Origin of the sequence: Pseudoalteromonas sp. S2893 (genome assembly GCF_005887105.1) — a bacterium.
GTDB lineage: Bacteria > Pseudomonadota > Gammaproteobacteria > Enterobacterales > Alteromonadaceae > Pseudoalteromonas > Pseudoalteromonas atlantica.
Genome location: NZ_PNCY01000033.1, coordinates 36,715 through 56,243, shown reverse-complemented (window position 1 = coordinate 56,243; position 19,529 = coordinate 36,715). Strand labels below are relative to the sequence as shown.

Annotated in this window: 17 protein-coding genes; 11 read left to right on the top strand and 6 right to left on the bottom strand. The window is 41.3% G+C overall.

Translation table 11 applies throughout. The features are described from left to right. Positions 1 to 11: 11 nt before the first annotated feature. From CWC04_RS15680 to CWC04_RS15655, 6 genes are all read left to right on the top strand, one after another. Complete coding sequence (locus CWC04_RS15680; RefSeq protein ID WP_126005920.1) at positions 12 to 545, top strand: YggT family protein; 534 nt, start codon at positions 12 to 14, stop codon at positions 543 to 545. A gap of 57 nt (positions 546 to 602) precedes the next feature. Further along, entirely contained in the window at positions 603 to 1,046 is a 444-nt protein-coding gene (locus tag CWC04_RS15675) for a DUF4426 domain-containing protein (protein ID WP_004586836.1), read from the top strand. Positions 1,047 to 1,050: 4 nt separating this feature from the next. Continuing rightward, complete coding sequence (locus CWC04_RS15670) at positions 1,051 to 1,650, top strand: XTP/dITP diphosphatase (protein WP_138685860.1); 600 nt, start codon at positions 1,051 to 1,053, stop codon at positions 1,648 to 1,650. Continuing rightward, the gene (gene hemW, locus CWC04_RS15665) at positions 1,647 to 2,783 is read left to right on the top strand and encodes a radical SAM family heme chaperone HemW (RefSeq protein ID WP_055254894.1); all 1,137 of its coding nucleotides are present in this window, start codon (positions 1,647 to 1,649) and stop codon (positions 2,781 to 2,783) included. Before CWC04_RS15670 ends, hemW begins: the two co-directional genes overlap by 4 nt. A gap of 86 nt (positions 2,784 to 2,869) precedes the next feature. Next, positions 2,870 to 4,702 (top strand): DUF885 domain-containing protein, encoded by a 1,833-nt coding sequence (locus CWC04_RS15660; RefSeq protein ID WP_138685859.1) that lies wholly within the window; start codon positions 2,870 to 2,872, stop codon positions 4,700 to 4,702. Positions 4,703 to 4,785: 83 nt separating this feature from the next. Continuing rightward, complete coding sequence (locus CWC04_RS15655) at positions 4,786 to 5,454, top strand: hypothetical protein (RefSeq protein WP_004586832.1); 669 nt, start codon at positions 4,786 to 4,788, stop codon at positions 5,452 to 5,454. On the opposite strand, the gene CWC04_RS15650 is transcribed toward CWC04_RS15655, so the two are convergent. Next, positions 5,451 to 6,167, bottom strand: a complete 717-nt coding sequence (locus tag CWC04_RS15650; RefSeq protein ID WP_126005908.1) for an SIMPL domain-containing protein — start codon at positions 6,165 to 6,167, stop codon at positions 5,451 to 5,453. The genes CWC04_RS15655 and CWC04_RS15650 overlap by 4 nt on opposite strands. Before the next feature lie 114 nt (positions 6,168 to 6,281). Between CWC04_RS15650 and CWC04_RS15645 the strand changes: the two genes are divergently transcribed. After that, positions 6,282 to 8,954 carry a bifunctional acetate--CoA ligase family protein/GNAT family N-acetyltransferase gene (locus tag CWC04_RS15645; RefSeq protein WP_126005906.1) on the top strand — a complete coding sequence of 891 codons (2,673 nt, stop codon included), beginning with the start codon at positions 6,282 to 6,284 and terminating at the stop codon, positions 8,952 to 8,954. Next, on the top strand, positions 8,951 to 9,898 hold the full coding sequence (locus tag CWC04_RS15640; RefSeq protein ID WP_138685858.1) for an ion transporter: 948 nt from the start codon (positions 8,951 to 8,953) through the stop codon (positions 9,896 to 9,898). Before CWC04_RS15645 ends, CWC04_RS15640 begins: the two co-directional genes overlap by 4 nt. An 8-nt stretch (positions 9,899 to 9,906) precedes the next feature. Here CWC04_RS15640 and CWC04_RS15635 read toward each other — a convergent pair whose 3' ends face one another. From CWC04_RS15635 to CWC04_RS15625, 3 genes are read right to left on the bottom strand one after another with little or no spacing between them, the layout of a single operon-like run. Beyond that, entirely contained in the window at positions 9,907 to 14,412 is a 4,506-nt protein-coding gene (locus CWC04_RS15635; protein WP_138685857.1) for an EAL domain-containing protein, read from the bottom strand. 20 nt (positions 14,413 to 14,432) lie between these two features. Beyond that, positions 14,433 to 14,834 (bottom strand): GNAT family N-acetyltransferase, encoded by a 402-nt coding sequence (locus tag CWC04_RS15630; RefSeq protein WP_004586827.1) that lies wholly within the window; start codon positions 14,832 to 14,834, stop codon positions 14,433 to 14,435. Positions 14,835 to 14,837: 3 nt separating this feature from the next. Beyond that, the gene (locus tag CWC04_RS15625; RefSeq protein WP_004586826.1) at positions 14,838 to 15,041 is read right to left on the bottom strand and encodes a DUF3283 family protein; all 204 of its coding nucleotides are present in this window, start codon (positions 15,039 to 15,041) and stop codon (positions 14,838 to 14,840) included. 156 nt (positions 15,042 to 15,197) lie between these two features. Here CWC04_RS15625 and CWC04_RS15620 point away from each other — a divergent pair, with 156 nt between their 5' ends. Next, entirely contained in the window at positions 15,198 to 15,896 is a 699-nt protein-coding gene (locus tag CWC04_RS15620) for a substrate-binding periplasmic protein (protein ID WP_024031530.1), read from the top strand. 15 nt (positions 15,897 to 15,911) lie between these two features. On the opposite strand, the gene CWC04_RS15615 is transcribed toward CWC04_RS15620, so the two are convergent. Together CWC04_RS15615 and CWC04_RS15610 are read right to left on the bottom strand one after the other, a co-directional pair. Beyond that, the gene (locus CWC04_RS15615) at positions 15,912 to 16,157 is read right to left on the bottom strand and encodes a DUF1289 domain-containing protein (RefSeq protein WP_004586824.1); all 246 of its coding nucleotides are present in this window, start codon (positions 16,155 to 16,157) and stop codon (positions 15,912 to 15,914) included. Between the two features lie 108 nt (positions 16,158 to 16,265). Further along, positions 16,266 to 17,405, bottom strand: a complete 1,140-nt coding sequence (locus CWC04_RS15610) for a 1-acyl-sn-glycerol-3-phosphate acyltransferase (RefSeq protein ID WP_138685856.1) — start codon at positions 17,403 to 17,405, stop codon at positions 16,266 to 16,268. A gap of 430 nt (positions 17,406 to 17,835) precedes the next feature. Here CWC04_RS15610 and CWC04_RS15605 point away from each other — a divergent pair, with 430 nt between their 5' ends. After that, positions 17,836 to 18,780: a D-2-hydroxyacid dehydrogenase gene (locus CWC04_RS15605; protein ID WP_138685855.1), complete on the top strand. Its 945-nt coding sequence runs from the start codon at positions 17,836 to 17,838 to the stop codon at positions 18,778 to 18,780. Between the two features lie 295 nt (positions 18,781 to 19,075). Continuing rightward, entirely contained in the window at positions 19,076 to 19,456 is a 381-nt protein-coding gene (locus CWC04_RS15600) for a DUF3192 domain-containing protein (protein WP_138685854.1), read from the top strand. Positions 19,457 to 19,529 lie beyond the last annotated feature (73 nt).

Genomic DNA, 19,529 nt, shown 5'->3' with positions numbered 1-19,529 from the left:
AAGGTTACACTATGAATGCCATGCAATTTTTGATCAGTACCCTGTTTGATTTGTTTTTAATGGTGGTACTACTGCGTTTTTGGCTACAGTGGGCAAAAGCCGACTTTTACAACCCAATGAGCCAATTTGTGGTTAAAGCAACCTCGTTTGCAGTTAACCCATTACGTAAAATTATACCTGGACTAGGTGGGCTTGATTTAGCCTCTCTATTGCTGGCATTTATTGTAGCCGTTGCCAAAATTAGTACTTTAATGCTGGTGATATACGGTGCATGGGCTGCGCAACCTGTGCTTATACAAGCACTTATTACCGTACTTAAAGAAGGCTTAAACCTTGTATTTTGGGTATTGATTATTCGCGCTATTTTAAGCTGGGTAAGTCAAGGTTATAACCCAATAGAAGCGGTTTTCCATCAGCTTACTGAGCCAATGCTCAAGCCACTTCGTAAAATTATTCCACCAATGGGTGGCTTAGATTTATCGGTGCTTGTACTAATTATTGGTATTCAGTTTTTACAAATGCTGCTAATGGACTTTTTAGCCTAAATTTTTTGTTATAAGCAAAAGAGGCCCTTTGGCCTCTTTTTTATATAGGACATCATAATGAACCGTTTAATTAAGTTTTGCTTTATTAGTTTTTTAGCCTTTGCTTTTAATGCCCACAGTGAAGACATGCAAGGCGCACAGTACAAAGAGCTGGGCCCTTGGCAAGTGCATTACATTGCTTTTCCATCTACCTTTATTCAGCCGCAAATAGCTAAAACATATGGTCTTGAGCGTAGTGGTTATAAAGGCATTGTTAATATTTCAGTACTAAAAAACAATAGCGATAAAACCGCGCAAACCGCTCAGCTCAGCGGCACCGCAAAAAACCTACTGGGCAATAAGCAAGCCCTTACTTTTAAAGAAGTAAAAGAAGGTGAATCAATTTATTACCTTGCGCAAGTAGACTACACCAACGAAGAGATTTTACGTTTTGAGATAAACATCCAGCAAGGTAGTCAGTCTCAAAAACTCACGTTTCAGCAAAAATTTTACGTAGATTAAAAACATGACCAAAACATTAGTGCTTGCCACAGGCAACCCTGGCAAAGTTAACGAGCTGGCCAATATGCTTAGCCCGCTTAATATAAATGTGCTTCCTCAAAGCGATTTTAACGTAGGCGAAGTAGCCGAAACCGGCACCACCTTTGTAGAGAACGCGATAATTAAAGCCCGCCATGCTGCTAAAATTACCGGCATGCCAGCCATTGCAGATGACTCAGGCTTAGAGGTAGATGGCTTAAATGGTGCGCCGGGCGTGTACTCAGCTCGTTTTGCCGGTGAAAGCGCCAGCGATCAAGACAACATAGATAAACTACTTAACGAATTAGCCGATAACCCAAATCGTAAAGCCCGCTTTTGGTGTGTGCTGGTATTAATGCGCCACGCCAATGACCCTACCCCGCTAATTTGTAGCGCAAGCTGGGAAGGCGAAATTACACAAACCCAAAATGGCGAAGGCGGCTTTGGTTACGATCCGGTATTTTTTGTAGCAGAGCAAAACTGTACCAGCGCCGAGCTCACCAAAGAGCAAAAAAATGCGGTGAGTCATCGCGGCCAAGCACTTAAAAAGTTATTACTAGAGCTACAAAGCAAAGGCGGCCTGTGAACCTTCCACCACTGAGCTTATATGTGCACGTACCTTGGTGCGTGCAAAAATGCCCCTATTGCGATTTTAATAGCCATGGGCAAAAAGGCGACATTCCTGAAGCTGAATATGTTCAGCATTTAATTGACGACTTAAAAGCCGATTTGCACTTGGTGCAAGGGCGTAAAATTCACAGTATTTTTATTGGCGGCGGTACACCAAGCTTATTAACTGGCGATGCATATACCCGCTTATTAAGCGAAGTCGATAACCTAATTGGCCTAAGCGACAACTGCGAAATAACCCTTGAGGCAAATCCTGGTACCGTAGAAACCGGGCGCTTTAAAGAGTACGTTAAAGCGGGTATTAACCGTATTTCTATTGGCGTGCAAAGCATGCAAAACGACAAGTTAAAAGCACTTGGCCGTATTCATGGTGCCGATGAAGCGCACTACGCTGCAGAGCAAGCTAAGCAGGCCGGGTTAAATAGCTTTAACCTTGATTTAATGCATGGCTTACCGGGGCAAAGCCTTGACGATGCACTGAGCGATTTAAAAAAAATAATTGCTTTAAACCCGCCACATATTTCCTGGTATCAGCTCACTATTGAGCCTAATACACAATTTGCATCCAAGCCGCCAACTTTGCCACAAGATGAAACCCTATGGGATATTCAAGAGCAAGGCCAAGCACTACTTGCTCAAGCCGGTTACATACAATACGAAATATCGGGCTATGCAAAGCCAGGCTTTCAATGCCAACATAACTTGAATTATTGGCGTTTTGGCGATTATCTCGGTATTGGCTGTGGCGCTCATGGTAAGGTGACTGATGCAAAAACCGGCATTATTACCCGTACTGAAAAAATTAAGCATCCGCGTGGTTACATGGATATGCTTAAGCCGTACTTGTATAAAAGCTGGCAAGTAGAGCAAGACGATTTAGCCTTTGAATTTTTTATGAATCGCTTTCGCTTAGTGGAGCCTTGCCCTATTGATGATTACAGTGCGCTGACTAATCAGCCATTACAAAGCCAACAAGCAGCGTTAACTAAAGCAATAAATGCAGGTTTGTTAATACAAGAAAACGGCCATTGGCAAGTTAGCCTCAAAGGGCATCGTTTTTTAAATGACCTGCTAGAATTGTTCGTGTAGTGGTTTTAACCACGCGCGATAAACATAAAATACAAGCAAATAAATATAATACACCCTAATGGGTTTCTAACAACAAAGGGAAAACAATGCGTAAACTTACCTTTATTGCAGCAGCCGTGAGCGTTGCTATTTTAGCCGGCTGCCAGCAGGCACCACAACAAACAACCCCGGCGCCTGCAGTTCAAGCGCAACCTGTGCAAAGCGAAATCGACAAAGCGAATGCGTTTTTTGAAGATACCTTTAACCGCGATGTAATGAGCAGCCCGGTTTATCAAACTTACATGGGTATTAAAAAAGATTACGATAAATGGGATGACGGAAGCGAAGAGCAAAAACTAAAAGACCTTGCGCAAGCAAAAGAAGACTTAGTTACTTTAAATGCTATCAACCGCGACCTGCTTGATGACGCCACTAAAGTAAGTTACGACTTAAAAAAACAAGACCTAGAAAGCTCGATTGCTGATTTTAAATGGCGTTACCATAACTACCCGGTTAACCAAATGTTTGGTACGCACTCTATGGTGCCTGCGTTTTTAATTAACCAACATTCAATTAGTAATGTTAAAGAAGCTAAAGATTATATTGCGCGTTTAAACGGTGTACCGACTGTATTTGATCAGCTAATTACTGATTTAGAAACCCGTGCTGATAAAGGCATTATTGCGCCTAAATTTGTGTTCCCACATGTTATAGATTCGAGCAAAAACATCATTCATGGTGCGCCATTTGAAAAAGGTGAAGACTCAACACTATTAGCCGACTTTAAACGTAAAGTAAGCGCTCTTGAAATTAGCCAAAATGAAAAAGATGCCTTAATTAGCGATGCAACTGATGCATTAAAATCAGCCGTTAAGCCTTCTTACTCTAAGTTAATTAATTACTTAGCACAGTTAGAAAAACGTGCAGATAACCGCGATGGCGCATGGAAACTGCCTGACGGCGAAGCGTTTTACAATAACGCACTTAAGCGCACCACAACAACTGACTTAACCGCTAAAGAAATTCATGCCATTGGCCTTGCTGAAGTAAAACGTATTCATGATGAAATGCGTGAAATTAAAGACAAAGTAGGCTTTAAAGGTGATTTAAAAGCGTTTATGCAGTTTATGAAAACGGATAAACAATTTTATTATGCCAATGACGAGCAAGGTAAACAGCGTTATTTAGATGAAGCCACTGGCCTAATCAACACCATGAAAACTCGTCTAGATGAGTTATTTATTGTTAAGCCAAAGGCTGATCTTAAAGTTAAAGCCGTTGAAGCATTCCGCGAAAAAGCAGCAGGTAAAGCATTTTACCAACAACCTGCGCCAGATGGCTCACGCCCTGGTATTTACTACGCAAATCTTTACGACATGGAAGCGATGCCAACGTACCAAATGGAAGCATTAGCGTACCATGAGGGTATTCCGGGTCACCACATGCAAATTGCCATTTCACAAGAGCTTGAAGGTGTACCTAAGTTCCGTAAGTTTGGTGGCTACACCGCTTATATTGAAGGTTGGGGCTTATACTCAGAGTACATTCCTAAAGAAATGGGCCTTTACTCAGACCCATACTCAGACTTTGGTCGCCTTTCGATGGAATTATGGCGTGCGTGTCGCTTAGTCGTTGATACCGGTATTCACGCAATGAAATGGACTCGCCAAGAAGGTATTGATTACTACGTGAATAATACGCCTAACGCCACATCTGACGGTGTTAAAATGGTTGAGCGTCACATTGTAATGCCATCGCAAGCGACAGCTTATAAAGTGGGTATGCTTAAAATTTTAGAGCTGCGTGAAGAGGCTAAAAAGCAACTAGGCGATAAGTTTGATATTCGTCAGTTCCACGACGTTATACTTAAAAATGGCCCTGTACCACTTAACGTATTAGAGAACTTTGTAAACGAGTGGGTAGCAAGTAAAAAAGCTTAATACTTGGTTATAAATAGAAAAAGGTCGCTGATGCGGCCTTTTTTGTTTTATAGTAATAAAAACGCTCAGAGGTAGGGTTAAGAATGGATTTAAGCATACAATTACTTAATGCGCGCATTGCTAAGCATCAGCTAGACGAGCTCGATAACGACTTTAAACAGTTAAGCCCGGCTCAGCAAACATTACAGCTAAACCACCTTTACGAAAGTGCTTTGCGGATGAGTATTAAATACGACTTTATGCAAAATGTGGCAACACGTATTTTAACAACCAACACCCCACCAGCACCTTTTATAAACCAATTAACAACAACTGATGCATTAACGTTTTTTACACCTGCATTAAAAGAAAATAACGGCTTTTTAGCACAAGACAGCCAAGGAAATAATGTACTGCACAATGTATTTAAACACGCCAATGCTCAAAAGCTGGCGTTTAACTATGTGCGCTCATTAATGCTATTTGAATCTAACGACAATTTAGTAAAAGCCCTTGCACAAACAAATGCTCGCGGCCTTACCCCTGTTGCCTGTTATATCGCCTATGCTGATAAACCTAGCACACCAATAAAGCATGAATTTTCAGCATTATTAGCGCTTATGGAAATAGAGCAAAAACAAAATCCAACCGCTAAACAGCAACTGGCAAATATATTAAAAGGCGCTGATATAAACGAAACCAGCATTTTACTTAGCGCTGCTTACCTACAGCGCTCAACCGCGCAAATTGCCCACTTAGTTAGAGCAATTTAGTCACTTAAGTAATATTCAACACTGGTGACCACCCTCACCTTTTTGATATGTGGCGTATTTGAATCGCGATTGCTAATGCTAAATTGCCCTTGGCGAGCGGATTTTATTTTACCCAGCGTTGAGTTCGAATCTTTAGCAAATTTGTTGGCAACTTCACGGGCTTTTTCTGTAGCCTCTTGCACCATTGCAGGCTTTATATCGTTAAGGCCGGTAAATAAATACTCAACTTTGGTTTCGTAACTATTTTGCACAATGGCAATGCCCTGTTTAGCTAATTGACTCACTTTACTCAGCGCATTTTGTACTTTGTCGGGCGCGTTCGAATACACAATAATATTAACGCGTACCAAGTAACGAAACTTTTGATTATCGTTAGCGTATTCACGGGCTTGCTTATCAATAATCGACTGGCTACCCGTGCTTATTTCGTCATCATCAAAGCCATGTAGCTTTAAAAATGCAATAACAGCATCGTTTTTTTGCTCAACTCGACTAACCAGTTTTTCTAAGTCGTTGTCTGCATCACTGTATTGCAGCGGCCAAATTACCGTATCGGCGCTAACTTCACGCTCTGCTAACCCTTTAACCTGCACACTACGTTCCATGCTTTTTACATCTACTGCGGCACTTTTAATAATAAAGCCTAATAAAATTAAGCCTATACTTAGGCAAATTGCGGCTATAACTGTGTAAAAACCGGGTGTTTTATTCACAAAAAACTCCTTGATTGATATCAATAATAAGTATCTATGCGCTCGAAATAACACAGCAAACAGGGTACATTGAGACTATAAATAACGCAAAATATAATCAGCCAAGGATATGCCATGAGCTTAAAGCGCATCAGCCAGTTTTTTAATCCGGCCTCGGTAGCCGTTATTGGCGCCTCAAATACCCCCACACGCGCGGGGTTTGTGGTTATGCGCAATTTATTGCAAGGTGGGTTTAAAGGGCCAATTATGCCCGTAACCCCTACTCATAGTGCAGTACACGGTGTGCTTGCCTACCCTGATATTGCCGCGCTGCCCAAAGTGCCCGACTTAGCCGTTATTTGTACAAATAAAAATACCTTACTGAGCATTATCGAGCAGCTAGGTGAGCTTGGCTGTAAAAGTGCAATTGTGATTGCTGATGGGCTCTCATTGAGCCAAAAAACAGCCTTAAAGCGTGCTGCAAATGCACATCACGTTACTTTGCTTGGGCCTAATTGTTTAGGGCTGCTCATTCCGCATATTGGCCTTAATGCCAGCTTTTCTCACACAGTTGCGGCACCAGGGAAACTGGCATTTATATCGCAATCCGCAGCGGTGTGTTCCACTATTTTAGATTGGGCTAAAAATAAAGAAATTGGCTTTTCGTATTTTGTTTCGGTCGGTGATTGCCTAGATATCGATTTTGACGAGCTGCTCGATTTTTTAGGCCGCGATGCTAAAACCAAAGCGATTTTGCTCTACATAGATAATATTGAGGATATTCGCGGGTTTATATCAGCAGCACGGGCAGCGGCCTTTAGTAAGCCGGTTATTGCCATTAAAACGGGAAAAACCGGAGCAGGCGCGCTGGCTGCTGAAATTCATACCGGTGGCAAGCAAAGTTCAGATGCAGTGTACGATGCGCTTTTTCAACGCGCCGGTATGCTGCGTGTTAGTGATCTGCGCGAACTTTTTGCAGCCACGCAAACACTTGCCATCCACCCTAAATTACTAAAAGTTGAGCAGTTAACCATTTTAACCAACGGCGGCGGCCCGGGGGTTATGGCGGTCGATGAGCTTATTTTAAATTCGGGCAAACTTACCCAGCTTAGTGAGCAAACGCGATCCGCACTCAATAAAGTTATTCCGCAGTCAGATACTACATCTAACCCTGTCGATATTTTTGGCGACTCTGCTCCGGCGCGTTACAAACAAGCATTAGAAATTTTACTTCGCGCCGAAGAAGTTAAAAACTTACTTATTATTCATACCCCTTCGGCACTTGCACCAAGTGAAGACTATGCCGATATGATAGTGCAAACCTTACAAAAAATACCAAAGATGGCACGCCCTTATGTAATGACCAACTTTATGGGTGAAGATGCGGCTTATGCCGCGAGGCGTGTTTGCTCTAACCACACTATTCCAACCTATCGTACGCCTGAGGGTGCGGTTGGCGCATTTATGCATTTAGTTAGCTACCGTCGTAACCAAAAACATTTAACGCAAACACCCGAATCAAATACCGATGATGCAAAAATAAATAAATCAGCGGCCACTACGCTCATTAACGAATTTTTAGAAGAAGAGCAAAGCTACTTACCCACTCATCAAGCAAGCCAAATTCTTAGTCATTATGGTGTTGAGTGTATTCAAACAGAAGTAGCCTACACGCCCACAGAGGCGCGTGAGCAAGCAATTGAACTAGGTTTTCCGGTAGCGTTAAAGTTGATTAGCCCAAGTATTGCCTCAAAATCAGAAGTAGGGGGCGTGGTTCTTAACTTAAACGATGCAAACGAGGTTGAACAAACCGCCTTTGCCATGCTGATACGAATTAAAAACACCTATCCAGATGCTGTTATTGAAGGGTTTTCATTGCAAAAAATGGCGCCGCGCGCCGGCGCTAATGAACTGCGAATCGCCATTAAAACTGAGCCTAATTTTGGCCCTGTTATATTACTTGGTGAAGCGGGTAATGGGTTAGAGTATGCCCAAGCAGCCGTTGCTTTGCCGCCGCTTAATATGAACTTAGCTAAATACCTCATTGCAGCAGCAAACGATAAAGGCGTATTAAAAGATCGTATTTTGCCAGAAAAAGTCGACAAATATCGCTTATGCGCCCTGCTCACACGTATATCTCAACTTGTTGTCGATCAGCCCGATATAAGTGCCATGGAACTTAATCCTATTTTAGCCAGTAATGGGCAATTTTTGGTGCTTGATGCCACTATTAGTGTTAATCGCTATCAGGCACAAAGCGATCGTAAACGTTTATGTATCCGCCCTTACCCTATTGATCTTGTAGAAGAAGTAACCCTTAAAAATAATACGCGAGCTACATTAAGGCCTATTCGTCCAGAGGATGAAAAAGCCCACCAAGAGTTTGATCAATCACTCAATAAAGAAGATCGTTACAAACGCTTTTTTGGTGAGCTGCCCCAGTTTAACCACGATCAACTCGCAAAAATGACGCAAATAGATTACGACCGAGAAATGGCTTTTATTGTATGCCAGCGCTTTGAAGGTAAAAGCCGCACCCTAGGTGTAGCACGCGTTATTATGGACCCTGATAATTTACATGCTGAGTTTGCAACCGTGGTTCGCTCTGACTACCAAGGCTTAGGTCTTGGCAGGCTGCTTATGAGCGCTGCAATAAATCATTGTAAGCGCCAAGGCGTAGAAGTAATTGAAGGTATAACACTGCCTGAGAACACCGGCATGATTGAGCTTGCCCGTAAGTTAGGTTTCACAATTAGCCGCGATTTTGAAGAAGGCAGTATTAATATGCTTTTAAAGCTAAACACATGAGTAGCACAGCAAGACAAACGTTAGCGCAGGTATTTGAAGGGACTGGCGATTACCGCAAAGCGGGGCATATACTCGATACCGCGCTGATTGCTTTAATTATGCTTAACGTTATTGCTATTGTGTTGGAATCAGTACCGAGTATAAACAAAGTATATTACCCGCAGTTTTTACTTTTAGAAGTTATTTCGGTGGCTATTTTTAGTCTTGAATACCTTGCAAGGCTTTGGGCCTGTGTCGATAAAAGCAAATACGCGGCTATAAAAGGTTCAAACGTAAAACGCCGGCTGCATTATTTTTTATCACCTTTGGCTCTTATCGATTTAATAGCCATTTTACCCAGCTTGTTAATGTTTGTGTTTCCTCTGGATTTGCGTTTTTTACGTGTATTAAGGCTGTTAAGAGTATTTAAACTTACCCGTTATTCACGTGCAATGCAGTTGTTATTACAAGCATTTAAAGACGAAGCGAGCTCGTTACTGGCCGCGTTTTTTATTATGTCGGTACTGCTAATACTTGCCTCCTGCGGTATTTATTTATTGGAGCACGATATTCAGCCAGATAAATTTGGCTCTATTCCTGCGGCTATGTGGTGGGCTATGGCGACCCTCACTACGGTTGGGTATGGTGATGTTGTACCGCTAACGCCACTTGGTAAACTATTTGGTGGCGTAGTCACTTTGGTGAGCATGGGAATGGTGGCAATTCCTACAGGCTTGCTTGCCTCAAGTTTTTCGGAGCAAATACGTAAACGCCGGCAATTTTTTGAAGATGCCGTACATGAGCAAATTCACCAAGGCAGTTTAGGTGACTCACAGCGTTTGCACTTAGAGGAGCTGCGCTACAAACTAGGTTTAAGTAAGCTTGAGGCCAATAAAGCAATTAAAACGCAGCTTAATCAACGCAACAGCCATTTATTTTGCCGCCACTGTGGTAAACGCCAATAAGCTTATTTTTACTGGTTAAATATGTTGCTCCAATCTTGTTTGATCAGTGCGGGAACAGCTTCTTTAGGTACTGGCTTACTAAATAAATAGCCCTGAAAATGCTTACACCCTAACTGCTTTAAAAACTGCAGCTGTTGTTTGTTTTCAATGCCCTCAGCCACACACTCTTTACCTAAGCTATGAGCTAAGGTAAGCGTTGATTGAATAATGGCTTCATCATCCGAGTCCACGCCAATATCTTGCACAAAGCTTCTATCTATTTTTAGTACATCGATAGGAAAACGCTTTAAATACGTTAATGAGGCATAGCCTGTTCCAAAGTCATCCATGTAGAGCTTACAGCCAAGCTTTTTCAGCATTTCCATACTGTGCAGCGCATGTTTAGAGTCGCGCATTAAAATAGACTCGGTAATTTCAAACACTATGGCTTCTGAGGGCACATTAGCGTGGCTCAACGCTTTATGTATGTCGGTTACAAGCTCTTCGTATTCAAAATCAAGTGCAGAGAGGTTTATCGACAAGTACAGCTGTGGTGAAATCTCACGCCATTGTTTAAGCGCTTGCAACGCACGGGCAAAGGTTTGCAGCATAATTTTTGTAATTAACCCTATGCTCTCAGCCGCTAAAGAAAACTCTTGCGTGGGCACTAAAGTGTTTTCTGGCCAGCGTAACAACACTTCAAAACCTTCGGTTTTTTGAGTGTGCGCATTCACTATAGGCTGGTAGTAATTGCAAAACTCTTGCTCCTGATACGCTTTAGTTAGCAAAGACTCTAAATGCAGGGCTTTTTGTACATGCTGGTTCATCTCCTGCTTGTAAAACTTATAACTGCTTTCGAGCGACTCTTTTGCATGGTACAAAGCTATACTGGCAGCTTTTAACAGCGCAGCATGATCTGCGGCGTCATCAGGCGCTATTGCTACCCCGATACTTAAATTAACATTTACCACCTGGCCATTAAATTCCATATTTTGGCTTACAGAGTCTATTAATTTAGAGCAAATAAGTAATACTTCTTCAATTTGCTGCACATCTTCCACCAGCACCACAAATTCATCGCCACCAAAGCGTGCAACACTTGCAGAAGGACTCAAGGAGCGCTTAATACGCTTAGCCACTTGCTTTATTAGCTCATCAGCCGCTTCACGTCCAAATGAGTCGTTAAAGTATTTAAACCGCTTAATGTTTATGTGCAGCATAGCTACTTTACATTGATGATTTTGCGCTTGCTCAATCGCATGCTCAACCCTGTCGTTAAACAGCATACGGTTAGGCAAACCGGTTAATGAGTCATAATTGGCTAAAATATGAAGCTCATTTTCAGCCAATTTTTGCGCATGAATATCGGTTAAAATAATAACGTAGCTGCTTAAACGGTGTTCGGTGTCGGCCACTGCACTTATTTTTACTAACACATGGCGCTGCTCACCACTGGCAAGGGTGACTAAGTCTTCACAGGAAAAATGCTCACCCACATTCAGCTTTTGCATTATCCGTAAATAGTCAAAGCGATTACTTCGTGATATGCCTAAATTAAGGGCGCGGCTAGAGCGTGGCTCACTAGGAAAGTTAAAGGCCGTTTGCAACGATTTGTTAGAGGCGCGAACCGTAAAGTTTTTATCAAGAATAAATACCCAATCACGGGTTTGCTCAAACGCAGCGGTAAATAAACGGGCATGCTCTTCAAACACCATTTCGCGGGTCATATTGGTGTAAGTACCCGCAACTTTTTTAGGAAGTTGCCCGCTCCATTCCACCACTTTGCCAAAGTCTTTATACCAACGCCAATAGCCTTTAGCGTGGCGTAAACGATAAGTGCAATTAAAGTAGCCTTTATCGGTTGATAAAAATTCTAACCATTCTAATCTGAAAAGCGCTTTATCTTGCGGGTGAATTTTAGCTAGGTAATCATCTAGGCTCACGCTTTCTTGATCATACCCCAGTTCATTACATAAGCGCGGCTGGTAAATACTACTCGATGTAGACTGCCAATCCCACATGCCCGACTCACTACCCTCTAAGGCTAGTTTTAATCGCGCTTCACTTTCTTTACTTTCTTTATTAGCGGCCAGTAATATGCGCTGAATTTTGTTGCGGCGCATTACCCAAAAAGCAATAAATGCGATAAACAAAACGCCATAAAGCACCATAAAATATGGCGCTCGCCACAGAGGATACTTAACACGAATTTTTAGCACTGCAGGCGGCGTGTACTCGCCGGTTAACGGATCTTTAGCCCATACTTTGAGCTGGTAATTACCTGGATTTAATTTAGGGAATAACACCCGATTATTATTACGGGTGTAGGTTTTTTGGCCGTTATCAAGCTGGTACTCATAAATTATGCGCTCTTGATAGCTAAAGGCCATCGCCGAAAACGCCACCTCTAAACCGATATCATCATGGTTGAGGACTATTTCATTTAATGGCTGTTTTAAATCGATAGATAAGTCGCGCGACATTAAATCAACTCGCGTTATATTTACATGATCAATTAATGAGTGGTAATTTTGATTTTCCATCGGATGAAAATATGTAATGCCCTTTAAGCTGCCATAGGCAATGCGGCCATCGCTTAAATGCGCCATGGCACTGCTATTAAACTCAGCAGAAAGCAGCCCCTCAGATGTAGTAAACTGCTGAAAATGAAGTGTTTCTGGGTTTAGTCGCCATATGCCTTTATGGCTACTCATCCAAATCATGCCATTATCATCAAGCACCATGTCATAAAGTAAGGTACCTAACTTATTTTTTTCTAAGTCAATCGTGTGTACCAATTTGTAACTGGCTGCATCAAGCCCAATCAGGCCAAAATTAGATAGTGAAATCCATAAAATATTGTTGTTATCGACCACGTAAGAAAGCACATTAATAGCCACGTTATCGTGCTGTTTTGGCACTTTATAAATGGTGTTTAATGCTAATGTGGTTGGGTTTACCTGATATAAAATACCCGCATTAAAAAACAGGGGCATATCAGGCTTGGTTGCCAGCGCTGGCGAAAAACCATGCGCCAAAAACGGCTCTATGTTGCTAAAGGCCCCTTCTAACCGGGTGATCTGCTGAGTATCAATATTATATACAAACATACCGTGATCTGAGTGCACATAGTACAAATCACCGTTAGGCATTAAGGTTACGCCGTGTACCCAGCCTTCTATGTAGGCTCTATTGTTGGGGTTTGTTATTGTTGGCTCGTTAATTTGATGCGTTATGGGGTCAAACTCAAACAGCCCACGGTTTGTATGTAACCAAAGCTTTTGCTTATAAGGAATAATTTCATACACGCTAAATTCGGTAGTCAGTAAGTCTACTTTGTAGTTTTTTAAGTAAACTTGGCTGGTGTTAGTGGCTAAATCAATTTCGGTTAAGCCATTATGCGTTGCCAGCCATAGGCTGTTGCCATACTCCGTAATGCCCCAAACCGAAGGATGAGAAAGGCCATCGCCACCCAGTTTACTACCATCTATATTGCTAAAGTGATAGGTATTATTAGACAGATAAAATGCACCATCGGTTTTAGTAGCGAGCCAATACCCTCCTGATTTATCTTTTACCATGTCTATCATACTGGTATCAGATAGGCTGTATTTACTTTGCGTAATACGTGTGTTTTTTACCAACTCTTTGCTATTTAAATCAAATTTAAAGAGCCCTTTATTAGTCGCCAGATCTAGCTTTTCGCCTTCGTTGATGATGCGCCATACATTTAAATCGGCAATAACGGCTTGGTTTTTAAATGCTATGTCGGGGCGTTCAAACATGCCTGGCAAGTCGCTAATATCAACTTGATACAAGCCTTTAACGGTGCCTACTAACAACTGATTATTTTCAATAACCGAAAACGATTTAACGTTGTTTTGATAAATATGCTCAGCTTTGCTTTTTAAATGCTGCAGCGGCCTAATTTGCTCAGAGGCGATATCAAATACAAACGCCCCATGGCTTGTGCCTATAAAAATATACCCATTGTAATGAAAAAGCTCTCTGACTAAGGTGTTTTCGTATTCTTTAGGCAGCTCAAATAGGCTGGTTATTTTACCTGTTTCAATATCTAATTTAGCAAAGTCGCGACCACGCCCAATCCATAAGGTTTTGTCATCAACCGCTGCCATACTAAATACCGACTGGCTTAAAATTTGTTTTTCGCTGGTAGGTTGAGCAATAAATTGCTGGTAGGTGTCGGTACTTGGGTCGTATTTAAATAAGCCGGCAAGTAATGAGGCTATCCAAATATTGCCTGCGGGGTCTTGGTAAATACAATCAATTATGGCTTCTTCAAGCTCGCCATTAGGGCCATTAATTGAAACAACTTGGTAACCATCATAACGGTTTAACCCCCCTTCGGTAGAGAGCCATAGGTAACCGTTATCATCAAGCAGCATAGTGTTCACATAGCTTTGCGACAGGCCTTCACTGGGGGATAAACGTTTAACCTGTGCGCCAACATGGCAACTAAATATAGCGATTAAAGCTATACAGCAACTAATGATCCAATGAACGCCTTTACTCATGGCTTGATCCGTTGTTTTTGTTATAGGTATTCGAGTGCGACTATATTTCGATGCGTATAAATATCAAAAAGTGCTTTTAAACCAGGAGTATATGTTAATACTTGGTTAAAACCAAGACTCGTATATAAAGCTGTAATATTTTTATAAGCAAAGGTGTAAAGCGGCATACTTTGCTGTTTTATAGCGGCGCATACAAGTTGCTTTGCCAGCCCTTTTGCACGGTGCTGCGGGGCAACAAATACGGTCGATAAAAATAAAAAATCGTGTTTATTTTGTATTCGACACGCCGCAACTATCTGCATTTCACTGTAAACAACCCAAACCTGATCTTGCTTATTAGCACGTCCTCTTACGCTATACAGTGCATAAAACTTATTAACTAATGGAATCTTAAGTGTGTCTAACTTTTGTACTGTGTACATATATTAGCTTAGCATTAACGCCAAATACTGCTCAAACTGTTGCTTTAAAAACGTTTGCTCTGCCACTGGGCGGCTATGAATCGTGTTATAAACTTGCTCACGTGTTTTTTTATTACGTTTAATTTGATAAGCCCAAAATGAGGCTTCGTAATCTAATTGAATCTGGTATTTTTGCTCTCGGGGTAAAGCACATAAATTAAAACTCACAACCACTCCTAAGTACGGTTAGTTATCCGCATTTATTATACGTATATTTGAACCCATTTACTGTTTAAAAAGCAACAAACATGGGCAAAAACCAAACTATTTTGGTATTATTCGCTGCGTTCATTTGCCCTCTCCTTATTTTAAACGGAAGTAACCTTGCAGATACAGCTCAATGCTTTGTTTTTATTAGTCGTTTTATTTTTTAGTAAAATTACACTCGCCAATCACAATAGCGTTATATTTAACCGCCCGGCCGACTCAGCTCAAGCAAGCTATGCGCTCGCTTTACTCACATTAGCCTATAAAGAACTTAATTATGAAGTACACATAATTGATTTCAATCGCCAAAATGCCTTATTAGCAGCCAATAATGGGGTGTTAGATGGCCAACTTGGCCGCGATATAAGTATAGAGGCGGACAATAAAAACCTGATCAGAATTAACTACCCACTGTTTGACTATAAGCTTTTACTGTTTAAAAACTGCCAACCCAATACACTCGATAAGCTCGATAGTATTGCGGTTTTATCAGGCTATCCAGTTCAGCACCATTACTTAAATGAGCATAAGTTTAACGGCAATATTATTGAAGTAAAAAATATTACGACCCAACTTAACCTACTAGCCCAGCATAAAGTTGATGGGGCAATTATGCTCGACTTTGTGCTTAAAGCCGATAACTTTTCCCTGCCAGAGACGTGTATGCAAACCCAGCTGCTAAGTACGTTTTCGCTCTATCATTATGTACATAAAAAGCACGCGGCTTTGGTAAGTAAATTATTGAATGCTTTAAATAAGCTACACGATAACGGCACTAGTCGCGCATTGCGCGCAAAATACAATTTAAAACTCTAGCATGTACAGCAAGGTTTAAAATTCAAAGCCTTGTTGTTTATCTAAAGTGGCTTGTGATTGCGCAGCTTGGCGCTTTTGTAAATACCGTTTGTAACGTTGCTGGCACAAGCTAAGTACTTTCTTTTTTTGCGCATTGCTTAACGCATTCCAATTAAAGCGCTCATCCCGGCTTCGGTAGCAGCCTTTGCAATAACCTCGGTTGTTTACTTGGCAAATACTTTTACAGGGGCTTGGAATATCAAATATTTCAATTTGTTGCATTGCGCCCCCTAAGTAGAATAATTGCTTTGTATGAGTATAGCGTTATTTATGCACAAAAAAAAAGCAGCGTTTACGCTGCTTTATTACGCTATTTGCCAACGCAGATGCCTAATGGCTTTGCTCACATACTTTGTTTGTGATTTCAGTTTTGCGTTGAAATGGCTTTGCATACATAGCTAAAACAAGTGGCTTTAGCTCTTCTGGCACTAAGGCTAAACGCTGTTCAAAAGTGGCGGTATCGGGCTCATCAATAACTGCTTGCTTGCACCCACCGGCAATGTAATTTCCTGGGTGTAAGTAAAAAGACTCAACAATGTGCTTATCGATTGTTTGCGCCAGCTCATCAGCATCATCGTAACCGCTTTCAACCGGTTGCCCAAATGCTAAGTGCACATGCCCTTTAGCAGAGCTAAACCCTTCAACAATACTTGCTATGTCTTCGCCCGCTGATTTTACGTATTCACCGTGCTGCTGTTTATGATAAAGCTCTTTTGCTTTAGAAATTGCACAAGGCTCATACTGGTAAGAAATAGACACAGGAACAATTTTTAACTCTTTAATATACTCGCCAAATTCTTTCTTTTGTTTACGACCATTAAGTTGCAGCATTTTTAAAAGCGCCGGATCTGTTTGATCAAAGCCGTCTTTTGCACGCCCTTCTTTTTGCGCAATCCAAATAGAATTTCCTGCTGTTAACGAGTCATAAATATACGATGACAACTGCGTAAGCGCCTTAAGCATCTCTTTAGGTGCTTTGGCTGAGCGCTTAACGATAAAGCTTTTATTTAAACGCATCAGCTCGGTTATATACGGTATTTGCAATAAGTTATCACCTATTGCTATACGCACCGTCTTCATTTTATGTTGATACAAACCCCAATTAACAAGTGCAGGGTCCAGCACTATGTCGCGGTGGTTTGATATAAATAAATACGCCTGCTGCGGGTCTAATTTGTCTAATCCAGAAAAGGTAACTTTTGAGGTAGTGCGTTTTATAAGTTTATCTAAATACTTTGCAACTTCGTTTTGTACATCTTCAACGCTCGTAAATTTACCCCATTTTTTTCGTAACTGGCTTCTCACCAGTGTGCGAGCAATAAAAGGCATTGCGGATATAAAGCGCGGTAAGTTGTACTTTGCTATTACATCTATAAACGCATTATCGTTAATTAAACGCGCTAGCGAGGCCGCAACTTCATCGTCGTTGTAAGGTCTTATGTCTGCGTACTTATCTTCTAATTCACTCATTACTGCATCTACAATGTTAAAAAAACGGCACGCAAAACGTACCGTTTATATATAATTTTGATTATAACTCAGCCACTCTTAAATAAGAAATAGCCATTTGGTTATGCTTATTTGCGAGCCATTTCAGTCTATGACCACACAAAAAGGGGTTGGTGCATTGTTTTTTAGTTTTATCAACGTTAATAAGGCTTGTTGACCTTTCACAGGAAAGTGAGTTCAACCTCAAAAAATAAACAGGCCCCAGCGATATAGCCCGCTAAAATATCATGTTATTTATATTTGAGTGGGCAGACCAGCCAATTTAAACTTTTATCAGCAACCTGACTTTTTGTACTAAGCATTTGGTAGTAATAGCATTAACAAAGGTGTGTATTCGTAGTACCTTAAACGCTCTTGCCATTTTACGGTACGCATTTAGATAGGACACACAATGAAAATCACCATTCTCGATAACGCTACTTTAGCTAAAACCTCGTTAACTTGCATTGAAGAACTAGGTGAGCTAACTACTTACGAACTTACGTCACCTGAGCAAGTTGTTGCTCACAGCCAAGGCGCGGACGTCCTTATTACCAACAAGGTTGTGCTAAATCGCGATACGATAAGCCAACTTAAAACGCTTAAGCTTATTTGCGTAAGTGCAACAGGCACTAATAATGTTGATTTAAACGCCGCTGAAGAATTTGGTATTGCCGTTACCAACGTAGCAGGCTACTCGACCCCTTCGGTTGTACAGCACACGTTTTCGTTAGTGACTAATTTATTAGGTAATACACACCGCTACCAGCGCGACTGCCAGCAAGGCGCTTGGCAAAAAAGCGAGATGTTTTGCAGATTAGATTACAGCTTTAATGATTTACAAGGTAAAACATTTGCCATTATAGGCGGCGGAACGCTAGGTAAAGGTGTGGCGACAGTAGCGCAAGCTTTTGGAGCCAATGTAGTGGTTGCAGAGCGTAAAGGCGCCTCTTGTAGAGAAGGCCGTACACCTTTTGAAGAAGTATTAAAAACCGCTGATATAATTAGCGTGCACTGCCCGCTTACTGATGAAACACGCGATTTAATTTCGTTAGATGAGCTAAAAATGATGAAACCCAGCAGTATTATTATCAATACCGCCCGTGGTGGCATTATAAATGAAGCCGACTTAGCCACAGCCCTAGAGCAAAATTTAATTGCCGGTGCGGGTGTTGATGTACTAACTAAAGAGCCGGCAGAGCCTTCTAACCCGCTGGCTAATTACACAGGCGAAAACTTGCTTCTTACACCTCACATTGCATGGGCCAGCACAGAGTCAATCGTACGCTTAATTAATGAAGTAAGCCTAAATATTGCAGCCTTTACTAACGATGAGTCTCGTAACCGCTTGGTATAATAACAATTTACAACAATAATGAGCCGCATTGAGGCTAGGCTTTACCTGTCTCAAAGTCGCTCATTCTATTTAGTAAATAGCTGTAACGTGTTTTCGCTAGGCTAAATAAACGCAGGCTAGCTTAATCGTTAAAAAACCTAAAAAGTGGCTGTTTTTGCTAATGATTTTTATAATTAATCACTTAAAAATAGCCACCACACTCTAACCCTATGAATTTTATAACTTTGTTATATTGGCCTATTACTTGCTCCTGATAAGTAAATAATTAAATTAAAACTCATCAAGGACTATAACAATGAAAAAATCACTTTTAGCTGCTGCACTTATTGCTCCGTTTTTAACAGGCTGTGTTATTGCCGTATCAGATGGCGAAGCAGAAACGCACTGGGCAGGTAACGACTCATCAAGCTGGCAACATCAGCATAAAAAAAACCGCGAAGCGATTGCAGATTTAACAATGGATAGCAGCTATCAATCTGTTTTAGCGCAATTAAAAACGCCAAACTTTACCGAGCTATTGAAAAAAGACGATGATGTGTATCAGATACTGTTTTACGTGACTAACAGCATTCACTCTGATGGCAAAACAACAAAAGATGAATGCACGCCATTGGTATTTAAAAATGATAAATTGGTGGGTATTGGTGAAAGCGCACTGGGCATGATCACAAAATAATCGCTAGTAGCGTAAAGCAGCCCCGCTTGGTAATAACATTAACGTGTGGGGCCGATTTAAATAACGCTTTAAT